This window comes from Peribacillus sp. AS_2 (assembly GCF_026891895.1).
GTDB classification, from domain to species: Bacteria; Bacillota; Bacilli; order Bacillales; family DSM-1321; genus Peribacillus; species Peribacillus frigoritolerans.
Genome location: NZ_JAPTGA010000004.1, coordinates 241962 through 258050 on the forward strand (window position 1 = coordinate 241962; position 16089 = coordinate 258050).

General features: G+C 40.5%; 16 protein-coding genes and 2 other annotated features. Of the genes, 4 read left to right on the forward strand and 12 right to left on the reverse strand.

Annotated elements, in window-relative coordinates:
• Positions 1–3 precede the first annotated feature (3 nt).
• The 4 genes from OTG27_RS09070 to OTG27_RS09085 form a co-directional block, all read right to left on the reverse strand.
• Positions 4–609 (reverse strand): anthranilate synthase component II, encoded by a 606-nt coding sequence (locus tag OTG27_RS09070; RefSeq protein ID WP_063576936.1) that lies wholly within the window; start codon positions 607–609, stop codon positions 4–6.
• On the reverse strand, positions 606–2000 hold the full coding sequence (gene trpE / locus OTG27_RS09075; protein ID WP_268936738.1) for an anthranilate synthase component I: 1395 nt from the start codon (positions 1998–2000) through the stop codon (positions 606–608). The genes OTG27_RS09070 and trpE overlap by 4 nt, the downstream gene beginning before the upstream one ends.
• Positions 2001–2162: 162 nt before the next feature.
• Positions 2163–2398 (reverse strand) — a binding site (T-box leader).
• Between the two features lie 35 nt (positions 2399–2433).
• Positions 2434–2664: a binding site (T-box leader), on the reverse strand.
• Between the two features lie 69 nt (positions 2665–2733).
• Positions 2734–3009, reverse strand: a complete 276-nt coding sequence (locus OTG27_RS09080; protein WP_048687073.1) for a UPF0223 family protein — start codon at positions 3007–3009, stop codon at positions 2734–2736.
• 57 nt (positions 3010–3066) lie between these two features.
• Positions 3067–4026, reverse strand: coding sequence for an NAD(P)H-dependent flavin oxidoreductase (locus OTG27_RS09085; RefSeq protein ID WP_268936739.1), 960 nt, complete (start codon positions 4024–4026; stop codon positions 3067–3069).
• Between the two features lie 411 nt (positions 4027–4437).
• Between OTG27_RS09085 and OTG27_RS09090 the strand changes: the two genes are divergently transcribed.
• A complete protein-coding gene (locus OTG27_RS09090) occupies positions 4438–5895 on the forward strand; it encodes an aminotransferase class I/II-fold pyridoxal phosphate-dependent enzyme (RefSeq protein WP_063576939.1) in 1458 nt (485 codons plus the stop codon).
• Between the two features lie 143 nt (positions 5896–6038).
• Here OTG27_RS09090 and OTG27_RS09095 read toward each other — a convergent pair whose 3' ends face one another.
• Positions 6039–6164, reverse strand: coding sequence for a GapA-binding peptide SR1P (locus OTG27_RS09095; protein ID WP_081108747.1), 126 nt, complete (start codon positions 6162–6164; stop codon positions 6039–6041).
• A gap of 587 nt (positions 6165–6751) precedes the next feature.
• On the opposite strand from OTG27_RS09095, the gene OTG27_RS09100 reads away from it, so the two are divergent.
• Positions 6752–7186, forward strand: a complete 435-nt coding sequence (locus tag OTG27_RS09100; RefSeq protein ID WP_063576940.1) for a DUF1885 family protein — start codon at positions 6752–6754, stop codon at positions 7184–7186.
• Between the two features lie 26 nt (positions 7187–7212).
• On the opposite strand, the gene OTG27_RS09105 is transcribed toward OTG27_RS09100, so the two are convergent.
• The 7 genes from OTG27_RS09105 to OTG27_RS09135 form a co-directional block, all read right to left on the reverse strand.
• A complete protein-coding gene (locus OTG27_RS09105; protein WP_145504963.1) occupies positions 7213–8040 on the reverse strand; it encodes a polysaccharide deacetylase family protein in 828 nt (275 codons plus the stop codon).
• Positions 8041–8084: 44 nt separating this feature from the next.
• Positions 8085–8342: a hypothetical protein gene (locus tag OTG27_RS09110; RefSeq protein WP_306804763.1), complete on the reverse strand. Its 258-nt coding sequence runs from the start codon at positions 8340–8342 to the stop codon at positions 8085–8087.
• Between the two features lie 272 nt (positions 8343–8614).
• The gene (gene lpdA / locus OTG27_RS09115) at positions 8615–10027 is read right to left on the reverse strand and encodes a dihydrolipoyl dehydrogenase (RefSeq protein WP_057279024.1); all 1413 of its coding nucleotides are present in this window, start codon (positions 10025–10027) and stop codon (positions 8615–8617) included.
• Between the two features lie 3 nt (positions 10028–10030).
• Complete coding sequence (locus tag OTG27_RS09120) at positions 10031–11389, reverse strand: dihydrolipoamide acetyltransferase family protein (protein WP_034314061.1); 1359 nt, start codon at positions 11387–11389, stop codon at positions 10031–10033.
• A gap of 120 nt (positions 11390–11509) precedes the next feature.
• Positions 11510–12487: an alpha-ketoacid dehydrogenase subunit beta gene (locus OTG27_RS09125; protein WP_034314063.1), complete on the reverse strand. Its 978-nt coding sequence runs from the start codon at positions 12485–12487 to the stop codon at positions 11510–11512.
• Between the two features lie 3 nt (positions 12488–12490).
• Positions 12491–13606, reverse strand: a complete 1116-nt coding sequence (pdhA, locus tag OTG27_RS09130) for a pyruvate dehydrogenase (acetyl-transferring) E1 component subunit alpha (protein WP_034314064.1) — start codon at positions 13604–13606, stop codon at positions 12491–12493.
• Positions 13607–14250: 644 nt separating this feature from the next.
• Positions 14251–14913 (reverse strand): YkyA family protein, encoded by a 663-nt coding sequence (locus OTG27_RS09135; RefSeq protein ID WP_268936740.1) that lies wholly within the window; start codon positions 14911–14913, stop codon positions 14251–14253.
• 209 nt (positions 14914–15122) lie between these two features.
• Between OTG27_RS09135 and OTG27_RS09140 the strand changes: the two genes are divergently transcribed.
• Positions 15123–15278 (forward strand): YjcZ family sporulation protein, encoded by a 156-nt coding sequence (locus tag OTG27_RS09140; protein WP_063576945.1) that lies wholly within the window; start codon positions 15123–15125, stop codon positions 15276–15278.
• Between the two features lie 238 nt (positions 15279–15516).
• Positions 15517–16071, forward strand: coding sequence for a peptide deformylase (gene def, locus OTG27_RS09145; protein WP_268936741.1), 555 nt, complete (start codon positions 15517–15519; stop codon positions 16069–16071).
• The last annotated feature ends 18 nt before the right edge of the window (positions 16072–16089 follow it).

Here is a 16089-nt window from a genome sequence, read left to right on the forward strand (position 1 = left end):
GTTTTATAGAATGGATTGTTCCTTTTCTGATTGAAAGGTACCGGCAATCTCATAAAATTGATGTAATAATTCCTTGCCGATTTTCGTCCCTATTGATTCAGGGTGGAACTGTAAACCGTAGAGAGGGAATTCCTGATGTTTAAGGGCCATGATTTCCCCATCATCCAGTGCCACTGCCGTCACAGTCAGTTCTTCTGGCAAACTCGCCCTTTCAACCACAAGGGAATGGTAGCGCATTACCGGGAATTGTAAGTCCTGTTTGGCAAAAACGCCTGTTCCATCGTGTTCGATTACCGATGTTTTTCCATGCATGATTTGTTTCGCGCCAACAACATTCGCTCCAAAAACCGCCCCAATGGCCTGGTGCCCCAAACAAATGCCTAATAGCGGAACCTTCTCATAAAAATTGCGGATGATCTCCATACTGATTCCAGCATCTTCGGGCCTGCCCGGTCCCGGGGAAATGACGATTGCCATTGGATTCAGTTCCTCAATTTCCGCAAGGGTGATTTCGTCATTCCTTTTTACTACGATTTCTTTTTCCACTTCCCCTAAATATTGATAAAGGTTGTAAGTGAACGAGTCATAGTTATCAATTAATAAAATCATCTAGTGTGAACCTCCATTAAAGCGCGTGCTTTATTTTGTGTTTCTTCATATTCCGTTTTTGGATCTGAATCATATACGATTCCAGCCCCTGCCTGTACATAGGCCTTGCCATCTTTAATGATCATCGTCCGAATGGCTAAAGCCATATCAAGATCCCCTCCAAAACCTATGTAGCCTATCGAGCCGGAATACATCCCCCGTTTACAATTTTCCAGTTCATTGATCAGCTCCATTGCCCTGATTTTAGGAGCACCTGAAACTGTTCCGGCAGGAAGGCAGACCGTCAGTGCATCTAAACTCGTGTACCCTTCCCTAAGCTTTCCGCTAACCTTCGAAGCAATATGCATGACATGCTGATATCTTTGAATTTCCATTTCCTCGGTAAGGTGGATTGAACCGATTTCGCAAACCCTGCCAAGATCATTTCTACCTAAATCGACAAGCATCTTATGCTCGGCAAGTTCCTTCTCATCCATCAGCAGGCTTTTTTCGAAGCCCTTATCTTCTTCATCCGTTTTCCCTCTCGGCCTTGTGCCGGCAATGGGATTAACATGAACCGTTCCTGATGAAACACTTATTAAACTTTCTGGAGAAGACCCAATGATTGTATAGTCACCAAATTCTATATAAAACATATAAGGAGAGGGGTTGGCTAATCGCAAACGACGATAAGCATCGAAAGGCTCCCCATCAAAGTCCGCTTTAAACCTTTGTGATAAAACGACTTGGAACACTTCACCAGCTATGATAGCCGATTTAGCTTCAAGGACCATTTTCTCGAATTCATCCTGACTGAAATTCGAGTTAAATTCCAAATATTCCGACGATATTCCCTTTGACGGCTTGCTTGCCTGATTTATTTTATCCTTCATTCCCAATAAACTTTTTTCACTATCTTCTTCAGCAGTCAAAAGATGGATCTTCTGCAGAACATGATCAAATATATACAGTTCTTTATAAAAAAGAAAGTGAGCATCAGGCATTTTCAATGAATCAGGAGGAACCGGACCAATATTTTCATAAAGACGAATGATATCATAGCCCATATATCCGATTGCGCCACCGTTAAATGGCGGAAGATGTGTGGGAACCTCTTCTATTTCCACTAATAATTCTTTTTTTAGAAACTCGATGATATTGATGTCCTTAACGATTTGATCACCTGTTTCAATGTCTTTCACATTTACTCGGTCAGCAAGCGATGTCACCTCCAAATAAGGTTTTGAACCTAGATATGAGTAGCGGCCGTTGTCATGATGCGAATTCGAACTTTCCAATAAAAACTTCTGGTCACCATCTAATTTCTGAAATATGGCAATGGGTGTATGGATATCCCCTTCAATTGTATCCATTTTGAAACGGAGTACTTTTTTTTCATCCAAATTATTCATCTCTTGATTCCCTCCCGATTCTTATGCGCTCTTATAATCCCCCGGAGGGAAAACCCTTTTGGCCAAATGACCAGGTCTTCATTTCCTCTGGATATTTTCTTTAAAAGGTATATATATTGAAATTCCAATAAAAAAATCCCCTGCAAACACAAATATGTGTCTGCAGAGGACGGTATACCGCGGTGCCACCTCAAGTTGGAAAAATGCATCATTTTTCCCTCTCAAGCAAGAATTGAATTCTTGCGATTACCCTTTAACGGTGGCAGCCGAGTTTCCCTACTTATTTTCAAGAAACCACTCATAAGTCCATTCATCTTCTTATATCGTACCGGTTTCCACCTATTCCGGCTCTCTGTGACGCATCTAAAAAGATTACTACTCTCATTCATAGATTTAATTATCATTTTCAAAAAAACGCAAAAAGGGCCCTCATCCAAAGGACGAGGAACCCGTGGTACCACCTTAATTAGCTAAATTAGCTCACTTTACGGCATTAACATGCCTATCTCCATTAACGATGAGATAATCGCCAAAGCCTACTCCGTTCATCCGTTTCGGTTTGGGGCTCGGAAGTCCATTCGCTTAATTTCGTTCACCAGTTTTCAGCAACCACTGGCTCTCTGCAGAACATCATTAAGGTACTCTTCTTCGTCACTGCCTTTATCTTTTTCTTGATTATTATGTTAAAACAATCTTTTCAGTAAGTCAATGGAGTTTTCGAAAAATTATATTTTTAATGTTTCATTTTTATCCATTCCCCGTCATCGATTCCTTTTGCCTTCTTAATGACAAGATAGGCTGAATAGGTGCTGACTGACTCGAACTCATCCGTATACTTTTTTTCATCCGCCTTGCCGGGGACTATTTCCTTGAATCTTCGGTAAGCCTTCATGAATTCTTCCTTTTGTATCTTATTTTCATAAGCCTTTTCTACTGCTTCAAAGAATTTAATCACATCTACGATTTCGTCAGTAGACCAATCAAGATCCATTGGATATTGATAATCCATATCCTAAACACGCTCCTTCTAGATAGTTTTTCATGTTGTCCGGCGGACCATGCATCATCAGTCTGCCCATTTTGAACGAATTGCTTCCGCCTGGTCGATAATCCGACTGAATAGTTCAGCAGTCGATGGTACATCATGAATCAGCCCCATCACTTGTCCAGCCCAGGCAAAGCCTTCACCTTCGACACCGTCATGAATATAACGCTGGTTCGCTTTTCCACTTATGTATTCCTTCAATTGTTCATATCCGCCGTTTTCTTTTTCAATATCAAGAATCTTATCGGTCCAGCTGTTTGCAATTACCCTGGCTGGTGCACCAATGGACCGCTTGATGATAACGGTATCATTTTCCATGCCGGAAACCAAGGCATTTTTATATAATTCATGTGCATGAACACACTCCTTGACAGCTATGAAACGTGTTCCCATCTCGATTCCTTCGGCACCAAGCGCCAACGCTGCCATCAAACCTCGTCCATCGCCAAAACCTCCAGACGCGATGACTGGAATTTTAACGGAGTCCACAACTTGAGGAATTAACACGGAGGTTCCAATATCATCACGCCCTAAATGTCCTCCGCCCTCCTGACCAACTACCATCACTGCATCTGCACCAAGCTGTTCAGCCTTCATTGCCTGCCTTCTTGCAGCAACAAGCACCAGTTTTTTCACTTGAGTGCCTTTAACGTAATCAAGAAAAGGGCCAGGGTTGCCGCCGGTTACGGAAACAGCTGCAATTCCCTCTTTCAAGGCTGCTTCAAGCATGTGTTCATAAGGCCTCCCATGCTGGCCGATCGCAAAGTTCACACCAAACGGTTTATCCGTCAATGATTTTGTTTTTCTTATTTCTTCTATCAGCTGCTCCGGGGTGTCCAAGGACATGGCCGTCACCTGCCCTAGCCCGCCTGCATTCGACACTGCCGCAGCCAGGTCGGCATATGCTAAATGGGCCAATCCCCCCTGTATAATTGGGTATTGAATACCTAACAAATCGGTCACACGCGTTTCCCACTTCAAACTCCTCATCTCCCTTTTCATTTGCTGGAATGTTTATTTAGCTGAATCCAAATCATTAGCTTCATTATGGCAAATATTGTTTACCCGTTCAATTTTTAACTCACACATACAATATAAAAAAAGAAGAATTCTTGAGTAAATCAAGTTAATACTAGAAAAATGGATATTTATAAACTGCTGATAATTTCATTGGGCTCTTTAAAGACAAAGACATATATAAATTGTTTAAGTCAGGACATTAAATCACTCTAGGCATTTATTATAAGACGTGCTATAATTCATATGTTTTATGTCTATCCACAAGCTTACTAACCATACAAATGGAATCGGAGAAACATACGATCATTAATAGAAAGGGAGTAAAACCTCCCATATTTCGTACCTATTTTACTGAAAAGGGGCCACAAAGAATTGTCACAGAATGAAACACCCTTATACACTGCCTTATTGCAGCATGCAAAAAGAAATCCCGTTCAATTTCATATTCCAGGTCATAAAAAAGGAAAAGGAATGGACGCTGATTTCCGTAATTTCATTGGAGAAAATGCATTATCGATAGATTTAATCAATATCGCTCCACTCGATGATCTCCATCAGCCAAAGGGGATCATCAAACAAGCTCAGGATCTTGCCGCTGAAGCTTTTGGGGCAGATCACACATTCTTTTCCGTTCAAGGAACAAGTGGAGCAATCATGACGATGGTCATGACAGTCTGCGGACCTGGGGACAAAATCATCGTCCCAAGGAATGTACATAAATCCGTAATGTCTGCCATTGTATTTTCCGGAGCTGTTCCCATTTTCATCAATCCTGAAATAGATAAGGATTTGGGCATTTCACACGGAATCACCGTTGATGCCGTTGAAAAAACTTTAAGGGAACATAGCGATGCAAAAGGATTGCTTGTCATCAATCCCACCTATTTCGGCATTTCGGCTGATTTGCAAAAAATAGTGGAAGTTGCCCATTCCCACCAAATCCCAGTACTCGTAGATGAAGCACATGGTGTCCATATACACTTCCATGAAGACTTGCCGATGTCAGCCATGCAGGCTGGAGCGGATATGGCTGCTACTAGTGTTCATAAACTGGGCGGTTCACTAACGGGAAGTTCCATATTGAATGTTAAGACTGGATTGGTTTCCGCAAATCGTGTTCAAGCCATATTGAGCATGCTTACAACCACCTCAACCTCCTATATCCTTCTGGCTTCCCTGGATACGGCTAGAAGACAACTTGCGACAGTAGGCAGGGAAATGATCGATGAAGCGATCAATCTCGCAGGGTATATCCGTGAGGCCGTTAATGAGATTCCTTATCTTTACTGTGTCGGTAGCGAAATTCTCGAGAGCGAGGCAGCCTTTAGTTATGATCCGACAAAATTGATCATATCCATCAAGGAATTGAATATTACCGGATACGACGTTGAGAAATGGCTTCGTGAAAAGCATAATATTGAAGTGGAACTTTCCGACTTGTACAATATCCTTTGCCTGATAACACCTGGAGACACAAAAACAGAAGCGGACCTGCTGATCGCTGCCCTTAGAGACTTAGCGGATGAGTTTAAGGAAATGGCGGCTGAACATGAAAAGATCGAAGTCCTGCTTCCTGATACACCACCGTTGGCTTTATCACCCAGGGAGGCATTTTATGCAGAAACCGAAGTGGTTCCCATTGAGGAATCTGTCGGCAAAATCAGCGCTGAATTCATCATGGTTTACCCGCCTGGAATTCCGATCTTCATTCCAGGAGAATTGATTACTGAAGATAATATCAATTACATCCGGAAAAACATCGAGGCCGGACTTCCGGTTCAAGGTCCTGAGGACCCAGAAATAAAACATTTACGCATCATAAAAAATTGATTATCCCATTAAACCAGAGCAGAGTACTGCTCTGGTTTTTTTTAACCTTTTATTATTAAGCACTGGCTTCTATAAAAAGGGTGCTCCAGGTTACAACCCTGAAACACCCTTACATTCTATTAATCTTGAAATCTTTTTTCCATTTATTTTTCAGAGGCAGCTGTATCACAGCATTGGCAGTTGTGATTGTGTGTGTATAATACACTTACTTTCTCATCTTCAAAATGTTCAATCGTGCTATTGCAAGTTTGACATACGATAGTTCCCATTTTTACAACCCCTTCCCCTATATTGTATGCATCATTGATATAATGTAACCGCTTTAAATGAATTATAATATAACACATTTATTATTTCAAGCTAAAAAGTATAACATATATACTTTTTTCCCACTTAATGAACGATCATGTTGAAAGAAATGGATTCCAATCGTTCGTTAGACTGATTCTTTTTTTTAGGCTCTTTTCATAAAGATTGTTGTTTTTAAAACGAAACTATTTAAGGTTGATTGGAGCGGAAGTGCGAGACTCCTGCGGAAGCAGCGGGACAGGTGTGACCCCACAGGCGTTTACGCCGAGGAGGCTCACCGCCCGCACCAAGGAAAGCGAGCATTTGGAGGGGAAATCAACCACACCTCACTACTTGGTAAATAGCAATAAAGTATGCGAAAACAGCCTTTTTTAAAACACGGGAATTTATTTATAAAGGGCCCTGGACTCAGTGCATCACACTCCTTGCTTTGGGATGGCAAGCTGAAAAAGGAATTTCGCCTTTTCATTTACATATAGATAGGTATATAATACATCCATAAAATATTAAAATATTCTTACATCTTATCGATTGAAGGGGGATCTACATGTCTGAAAATGCCTATATCAAACTCGTTCCCGAGTCCGTGAAAGGAACTGTAACCATCGAAGACGTGAAAGAATTGCTGAACTATTATCAAATGATTACAGCGAAAACCGGAAAGCAATTGGATTGGGACTATGATAAGAAAGCATTTCCTTATGAAATGAAAGAACCGGAAAGAATGAAGGATAAGGCCATATATCTCCAAGCCAAAGAAGATCGATATCACATGATATTGATAGGAGTTGACCAAGAAGTCGTAAAAGATGAAGATGGATCAGATCGGATCCAATCCTATATCCAATTCACCCTCCCTGACACAGCAACTTTCGGTGATAAGGGAAAAGCTAATGAATTGTGCAAATTCCTTGCAAAGAAATTACGGGCGCAGCTGCATCTCTTCAATAAACGGGTGATGTATTATTATCCGAGGAAATAAAAAAACCTGCGAATGCCGAAATTGGCTCATGCAGGCGTTTCAATTAATTTTGGATCAAGGAACTCATAGCCTTTCTTTTGAAAACCTTTCACGATATCCTCTATCGCTTCACTCGTCCATTTCCGGTCATGCATCAGTAAGTTCGCCCCATTTCCCAAATAAGGGCTGTTCAACATGATTTCCGTTAAAGCCTTTTTATCTTGATACTCTTTTTCCCAGTCATAGCCGTAAGTCCAATTCATGACCAACATTTTTTCTTTCTCAGCGACTTTTTTTGAATGCTCGGTATTCGAACCAAATGGCGCCCTGAAGTACTTAGGGCGTACCCCTATTATTCCCTCAACCAAATTGTTCAATTTTACGATTTCCCTCTCTTGTTCCTTTTCGTTCAACTCTTTTAAATTTACATGGGAATACGTATGATTTCCTATGGAAAAACCCATTTCATGAATTTCTTTCAGCATCGCTTTATTTTCATCATTTTCAAGAAAGTGACCGTTCACGAAAAATATCGCAGGTACTTCTAGTCGCTTCAGGGTTTGGGCGATTGCCAGGGAATATTTATCAGGTGCATCATCAAATGTCAACAACACAACTTTCGGATTTGCATCCCCAATCGGTTTAAATGACCAATTCTCTTTATCCACCCGATATTCTGCCTTTACATTCCCTTCGCCAATCGTTTGTGACGTTTCTGTTTCCAAATCTTTCTCTTGCTGACTTTCATCTTGGACCGTTGTCGTCGTTTCGACACTTTTTTCACTCTCATTTTCAGTTTGATCGGAACTCGGGTCATTACAAGCCATCAATAAAAATGATACTAATGTAAATAATGCCACTACTTTGTTAAACATGATACCTCCGTGGTTTTATATGTCATCGAAGCTTACGTAAATATTCAATATACGGGTACCAGCGTTTCCAAAAGGATTTGCAAAATCCCGTAACATAATAGACTTATCACGGTAACAAGCATGGTTCGTCTATTGGATTTTAAAATCATTTTACCAATGTAAATGGCTAGATAAGAAAAGACCAGAAACATGAATACTTTGAAAACGAATCGATCGTTAACAGACAGCCATTCAACTAATGTATACCCGCTCCAAACGATTAGTTGAAAGAGGATTACCAGATAATTTTTCAAGTGATCCACCCCATTTTAATATGAATATATCAGCCATGATCTTTTTATTGGCAAAAAATATTCTTTAACAAATCGCTCATCTTATTTTTTATCCTTTATGGCCTTTTTCAAACCCTTTCAAGGAAAAAAGTAAGAAGTCCTTTTTATAGCTTATGCCCTTTTTGTCCATTTCATTTAACTAGTGAGAAGAAATTCATGAATGGGGAGTCATCCTTCATTTTTTTAATCCGGCCAATAAAAAAAGCGTACTGCATTTAGCAGTACGCTTTTATAAATCTCAATTACTTAATGATGTGAATAGGAGTTCCAAGGGCAACTTCAGCAGCTTCCATTGTGATTTCCCCTAAAGTTGGATGTGCATGGATTGTCATCGCAATATCTTCGGCAGTCATTCCTGCTTCGATAGCCAAACCTAGTTCTGCAATCATATCAGAAGCGTTTGGTCCTGCAATTTGTGCTCCAATAACCAATCCGTCTTCTTTGCGAGTGATAAGCTTCACAAATCCGTCCGTATTATTTAATGAAAGAGCACGTCCATTTGCAGCGAATGGGAATTTAGAAGCAAGCGCTTCGATTCCAGCTTCCTTCGCTTCTTTTTCATTATAACCGACAGAAGCAAGTTCCGGTTCAGAGAATACAACAGCCGGAATAGCAAGATAGTCGATTTCAGATGAATGTCCAGCAATGGCTTCAGCTGCAATTTTACCTTCATAAGAAGCTTTATGAGCTAACTGAGGTCCAGAAACGATATCACCGATTGCGTAGATGTTTTTCACGCTAGTACGGCATTGTTTATCCGTTTCGATCAAACCGCGGTCAGTCATTTTGATTCCGACTTGTTCCAGGCCGATTTCAGCAGTGTTTGGACGACGTCCAACTGTTACTAAAACGTAATCGGCTTCAACTTTTTTCTCTTCGCCTTTTACTTCATAAGTAACGGTTACACCTGTATCAGTTTCTTCCACGCCTTTAGCATTTGCTTTAGTAACAATTTCAGCACCTTTGTTTTTAAGGTTACGCTTAACAAGTGCTGCCATTTGTTTTTCAAAGCCTGCAGAAAGGATTTCTTCTGTACCTTCAAGGATCGTCACTTTAGTGCCAAAGCTAGCGAATGCTCCGCCAAGCTCAGTTCCGATGTAACCTCCGCCGATTACCACGATCGAGCTTGGAACTTCTTCCAAAGCAAGAGCGCCAGTTGAATTAAGTACGCGTTTCGTATATTTAAATGACGGAATCTCGATTGGCGATGAACCAGTAGCGATGATTGCGTTTTTAAAAGTATATGTTTGGGCAGAGTCTTCATTCATAACACGGATGCTGTTTTCATCAACGAAATAAGCTTCGCCAGTTACAACATCAACATTATTGCCTTTTAACAGGCTGCTTACACCGCCAGTTAATTTTTTTACAACAGTACCTTTCCAAGCTTGTACTTTAGAAAAATCAACAGTAACTTTTTCTGCAAAGATACCCATATCTTCTGAATGCTGAGCTTCATGGAAACGGTGTCCAGCCGAAATTAAAGCTTTCGATGGAATACAGCCTACATTCAAACAAACTCCGCCGATTGTTCCTTTTTCAACGACCGTTACTTTCTGTCCAAGCTGTGCTGCGCGAATTGCGGCAACATATCCCCCTGGGCCTGAACCGATTACTAAAGTATCTGTTTCGATTGGAAAATCTCCTACTACCATTGTTTACGCCTCCATTAACAATAATTCTGGGTCGTTCAATAACTTTTTGATATGATTCAATGCATGTTGAGCTGTTGCTCCATCAATCATGCGGTGATCAAAGCTCAGTGATAATGCCAGAACTGGAGCGGCGATAATTTCCCCGTCGCGTACAATTGCTTTTTCGGCAATGCGTCCAATCCCTAGAATGGCAACTTCTGGATGATTGATAACAGGTGTGAACCATTGACCGCCTGCGGAACCGATATTCGTAATGGAGCAAGAAGCACCTTTCATTTCGTTAGGAGCCAATTTGCCGTCACGGGCTTTCGTCGCTAATTCGTTAATTTCTTGTGAAATAGCGAAAGTTGATTTACGATCTGCATCTTTTACAACTGGAACGAGCAGTCCTTTGTCTGTGTCTGCCGCAATTCCGATATTGTAATAGTGTTTATGGATAATCTCACTAGCTTCATCATCAAATGATGTGTTAAGCATAGGGAATTCACGCAATGCACTTGTTAACGCTTTAACAACATAAGGTAGGAATGTAAGCTTGATTCCTTTTTGTGCAGCAATTTCCTTGAATTTCTTACGGTGAGCAACCAATAGCGTCACATCGACTTCATCCATTAATGTAACATGCGGAGCTGTCTGCTTGGACTTAACCATTGCTTTTGCGATCGCTTTTCTCATACCGCTCATTTTCTCACGAGTTTCAGGATATTGCCCTTCTGGAATTGAAACTTTTTGTTTTTCGGTTGTTTCCGTATCATTTTGTTGTGAAGCTTCACTTTGAGCTGCTGGTTGCTGTGGAGCGGTTTTGCCGTTTTTGAAAGCATCAATGTCTTCCTTCATGATGCGGCCGTTATCCCCAGAACCAGTGATCTCACGAATATTTACCCCTTGTTCGCGTGCATATTTCCTGACAGAAGGCATGGCGATAATACGGCGTGAAGGATCTGCCTCAACCTGTGGTTGTGCTCCCGCGCCCGTTACTCCGCTATTTTCTTGAACCGGAGCAGCCTCTTTCTTGACTTCCTGTCCAGCTTCAGCAGTTGCTTGAACCTGGGCCTCCGTATTCTTCTCGCCTTCTGCCTTCGCTTCTTCTCCATGATCCCCTTTAAACTGAAGATTTTCATAACCTGGAGCATCGAATGTTACAAGTACATCGCCAACAACGGCAACCGTTCCTTCTTGAACAAGGATTTCTTCAACGGTACCTTCCACCGGTGATGGGATTTCAACAACGGCCTTATCGTTTTGAACCTCGCAAAGCACGTCATCTTCTTGTATCTTATCTCCTGGCTTTACAAACCATTTCACTATTTCACCTTCGTGTATACCTTCTCCGATATCAGGGAGTCTAAATTGGAATGCCACTGAGTTCAACCTCCTATATTAAATCATACTTAGTGCTTTGAATAAAGTCCTTTATCTTGCATTACCGTTAATGCAAAATCACTTTCCCGAGCAGGACATTCATTCCATTACTTAAGATTGTTAAAACTTCAAGACTTTAGTCGCCGTTTCAATAATGTCTTTATAATTAGGGAGCCATACTGTTTCAGCTTGTGAAAACGGGAATACCGTATCAGCTGCCGCCACGCGCAGTACTGGAGCATCCAAGCTCAAAATGGCACGTTCGTTAATTTCCGCTACGACATTCGCTGCTATACCAGCTTGCTTTTGTGCTTCTTGAACAACGATAGCGCGTCCTGTTTTTTCTACAGAAGCAATGATTGTATCGATATCCAATGGTGATACAGTCCGTAAGTCGACCACTTCGACGGAATGACCATCCTTAGCCAATTCCTCAGCTGCTTTGATGGATTCCTGCACCATCGCACCATAAGTAATAATGGATAAATCCGTTCCTTCTCTTTTCACATCCGCTTTTCCTAATGGAATTGTGTATTCTTCTTCAGGAACTTCCTGACGGAAAGAACGGTACAATTTCATGTGCTCAAGGAAAATGACAGGGTCATTATCACGAATCGCTGAAATCAATAAGCCTTTTGCATCGTAAGGAGTGGAAGGGATAACTACCTTTAACCCTGGTTGCTGGGCCATTAAACCTTCTAAGCTATCAGCATGCATTTCCGGAGTATGGACTCCGCCCCCAAAAGGTGAGCGAATTGTAACCGGTGCACTGTAACGTCCGCCTGAACGGTAGCGCATACGAGCAAGCTGACCGCTTACGGAATCCATTACTTCATATACAAACCCAAAGAATTGAATTTCAGGAACAGGACGGAAACCTTGTAAAGAAAGACCGACCGCTAATCCACCGATACCAGATTCAGCAAGAGGTGTATCGAATACACGATCTTCACCGAATTCTTTTTGAAGATTTTCCGTTGCACGGAAAACTCCTCCATTAAGACCTACATCTTCCCCAAAAACGAGTACATTCTCGTCATTTTTAAGTTCTGTACGTAATGCTTCTGTAATTGCTTGAATCATCGTCAATTGAGCCATGGCTTACTTCGACTCCTTCTCTTTATAAATTTCATATTGTTCTTTTAAGTTATAAGGCATTTCTTCATACATGATTTCAATTAGGTCTGTAACCTTTTGTTTAGGTTCTGCATCAGCCAATTTGATTGCTTCTTTAATATCGTCTTTGGCTTTCTCTATCGTTTCGTTTTCTAATTCTTCATTCCAAAGTTTTTTGCTTTCCAAGAACTTGCGGAAACGAACCAATGGATCTTTCAGTTCCCACTCGTTATCCATTTCGGAAGTACGGTAACGTGTCGGGTCATCCCCAGCCATCGTATGTGGTCCATAACGATAAGTTAATGTTTCAATCAATGTAGGGCCTTCACCATTGATTGCACGTTCACGAGCTTCTTTAACGGCTGTATAAACGGCCAACGCATCCATACCATCAACCTGGATTCCAGGAATACCTGCAGCCACACCCTTTTGGGCCAATGTTTTCGATGCTGACTGCAAATCAACTGGTGTAGAGATTGCGAAACGGTTATTTTGCACGATGAAGATAGCTGGCGCTTTAAAGGCACCTGCAAAGTTAATTCCCTCATAGAAGTCACCTTGTGAGGTTCCACCGTCACCCGTATATGTAATGGCAACAGCTTTTTTCCCGCGTTTCTTCAACCCAAGAGCAACTCCGGCAGCTTGGATATATTGAGCGCCGATAATGATTTGAGGAGAAATTACATTGACGTCTTCAGGAATTTGATTTCCCTTAAAATGACCCCGGGAGAATAAGAATGCTTGCCAAAGCGGCAGGCCATGCCAAACGATTTGCGGAACATCACGATAACCAGGCAAAATGAAATCTTCTTTTTCCAAAGCATACTGGGAAGCGATTTGAGAAGCTTCTTGACCGGCAGTCGGTGCATAGAAACCTAATCTGCCTTGACGGTTCAGTGATATGGAACGTTGATCCAAGATGCGTGTATAAACCATACGGCGCATTAATTCTTGCAATTGTTCATCACTTAAATCAGGCATAGCCGCTTCATTCACGACTTCTCCCTCTTCATTTAAAATTTGAAAAGTTTCAAATTGTTCTTCTACTTTCTTAAGCTGATCCTGAACATTAATTTTAGCTTGTTTAGTTTTTTGAGCCATTTGGCACCTCATCCTTTCATTAAAAAGGTTTGCTATTATTATTCTATAAAGCAAAAATAGTTTGCTTTTTAGTTTCTGCAACAATACATTCTTTTATTTTTCCCTTAAGACCAATCCTCAAACGTGGATATGCTTAATATGTCTCAATCTTATTCTGTACCATAAAAAAAATCAAGGAAAATGATACAAGAATTTTTATAGATTAAGTTTACAAGATGAAATAACATCAAGTCAATCACTTGGAGTTCCTAATAATTTTGATTTAATAGAATTTCCAATACTCATACTTCTTCTCTGTATTAGTTTTCAATTTACAACTGTACTATTAAATTTCCCTTATTTATCAATTTAAGGATGGCGAAGGATAACATTTCAATTCCCCAGCATATCCCATCGATTCCAAAACCGCTTTAACTATAGGCATTTGAGCCTGTAAAATAATATACCGAAAAAATATTCAAACGCTTTCATCTAAGTCTGCTGTTAGATTTTTAATTATCGTTTTTTTTTAGTACAGGTATGAAAATTTCACATCAGGCTGGTTGCACAAAAAAAAGAGCATTCTAAAATTTTTTATTCCCAAAGGAACTGGATTGAAAAAAATATGGGCTGTGAGTGAGGATCACAGCCCATCATTATTTATATTAATTTGTTGAATCTGCCATTTCTATGCCGGAACTATCATAAAAACTTTCTTTTTTTTGATTTGATTTTTCCGTTAATGCATTAAATTCCTCATTCGCTTTCAAAACTTTTGTATAAGAGGTATTTATTTTCTTAATTTGCACTTGTAATTCATCCATTTTCAAATCCTCTTTTTTGAAAAGCTCATATAATTCACGATCATAAGCGAGACTTTGTTGATAGGCATCAAATAAATCATCATAGGTGCTATAGCGCTCACTCATGATCTTTTTCATTTCAGTCGCTTCTTCTTTTATCTTTTCATCCTCTATTTTCCCGATTTGTTCATCTATTTGATTGAATTGTTCTTTTGAGGATTGCATACTGCTTTGTTCCTTTTCAATTATTTTTTCCCTTTCGTCGATATTCTTGGTTGCTTCATCTGAAAGCTCGACGATCTGTTCATAATCATCCAATCCAAGTTTAATGATTTTCTCATATTTTTCTTTTTCTTTTTTCTCCAAATCATTAAGCGGCTCTTGAGTCTCGGTGAAATCACTTTCCTTTTCTGCAGTTTTCTCCAGGATTTTGTGGATTCTTTCTTCCGGTGAACCATTAAAACAACCAGTCAAGGTCACTAAAGAAAGAAGTAAGATAACAAATGGACCAAAACGTTTCAACATAGACAACTCCTTCTGATAGTTCTTTGAAGATTCATGTTCCTCAATTCATTCTAAGCCGCAGACATTTGTTACAATCATATTCCGAGCAGGTTTTTTTCATTACTGGGCGCTAGCCTACACCCTTTAAACCATACTGCATAGGCTGTAGGGACCGTTTCAAATTTGAATGGTCAGCATTTTAATAAATACAAAAACGGAGGTATGAAATTATGTATGGAGGTTTCAACCAAGAATGTTGTTATCCGGTTTCCGCTGCACCCAGCTATGGATATGGCGATGGTGGAGGCTGCGGCTTTGGAAGCGGCTTTGCCCTGATCATTGTCCTGTTCATTCTGTTAATCATCGTCGGCGCGTGCTTATGCTAACCAGGTAATTACTATTACCTATACCCGAAAATGTTAACGATTTACCCTGATTCACAAAAAATGATAATATTTTTTAAATAGACCAACATGCAAATAAAATAATGGCAGGGATAGGAAATCATCGACTTGATTCCATCCCCTCCATTTTTCTTTCATTAAACCATTCATTAACTTTCAGCCTTTTTTTTGTTAAAATAACCCTATACATATTATAAGAATTTTTATGGGGTGAAAGATTATGCTTACCATGGATGATTTTGTTAATGAAGACGATCCAATCTTAAGGCAAGTCGCGGTAGAGGTTCCGCTTCCGGCATCAAATGAAGATAAGCAACTTTTAGCCAGCTTGATGGAATATGTCCAAAATAGCCAGAAACCTGATATTGCTGCTCTATACGGGTTAAGGGCAGGAATTGGCTTGGCTGCACCACAGGTTAATGTTTCAAAAAGGATGATTGCGGTTCATTTAAAAGAAAAGGATGATCAACTTTTTAGCTATGCACTTTTCAACCCTAAACTCGTTAGCCATTCAGTCGAAAAAGCATACTTGACATCTGGAGAAGGCTGTCTTTCCGTAAATCGTCCCGTTTCCGGCTATGTGCCACGTTATGCCCGAATAACGGTTGCGGGTACGGACCTGGAAGGAAAATCGGTTCAACTCCGCCTGAAAGGCATCGCAGCCATTTGCTTTCAACATGAAATCGACCACCTTAATGGTATCATGTTTTATGATCATATCAATCCTGAAGACCCCTATGCCATTCCGGAAAATTCAATTGCGGTGGAAAGGTAACGTAATAGGCAAAACCCC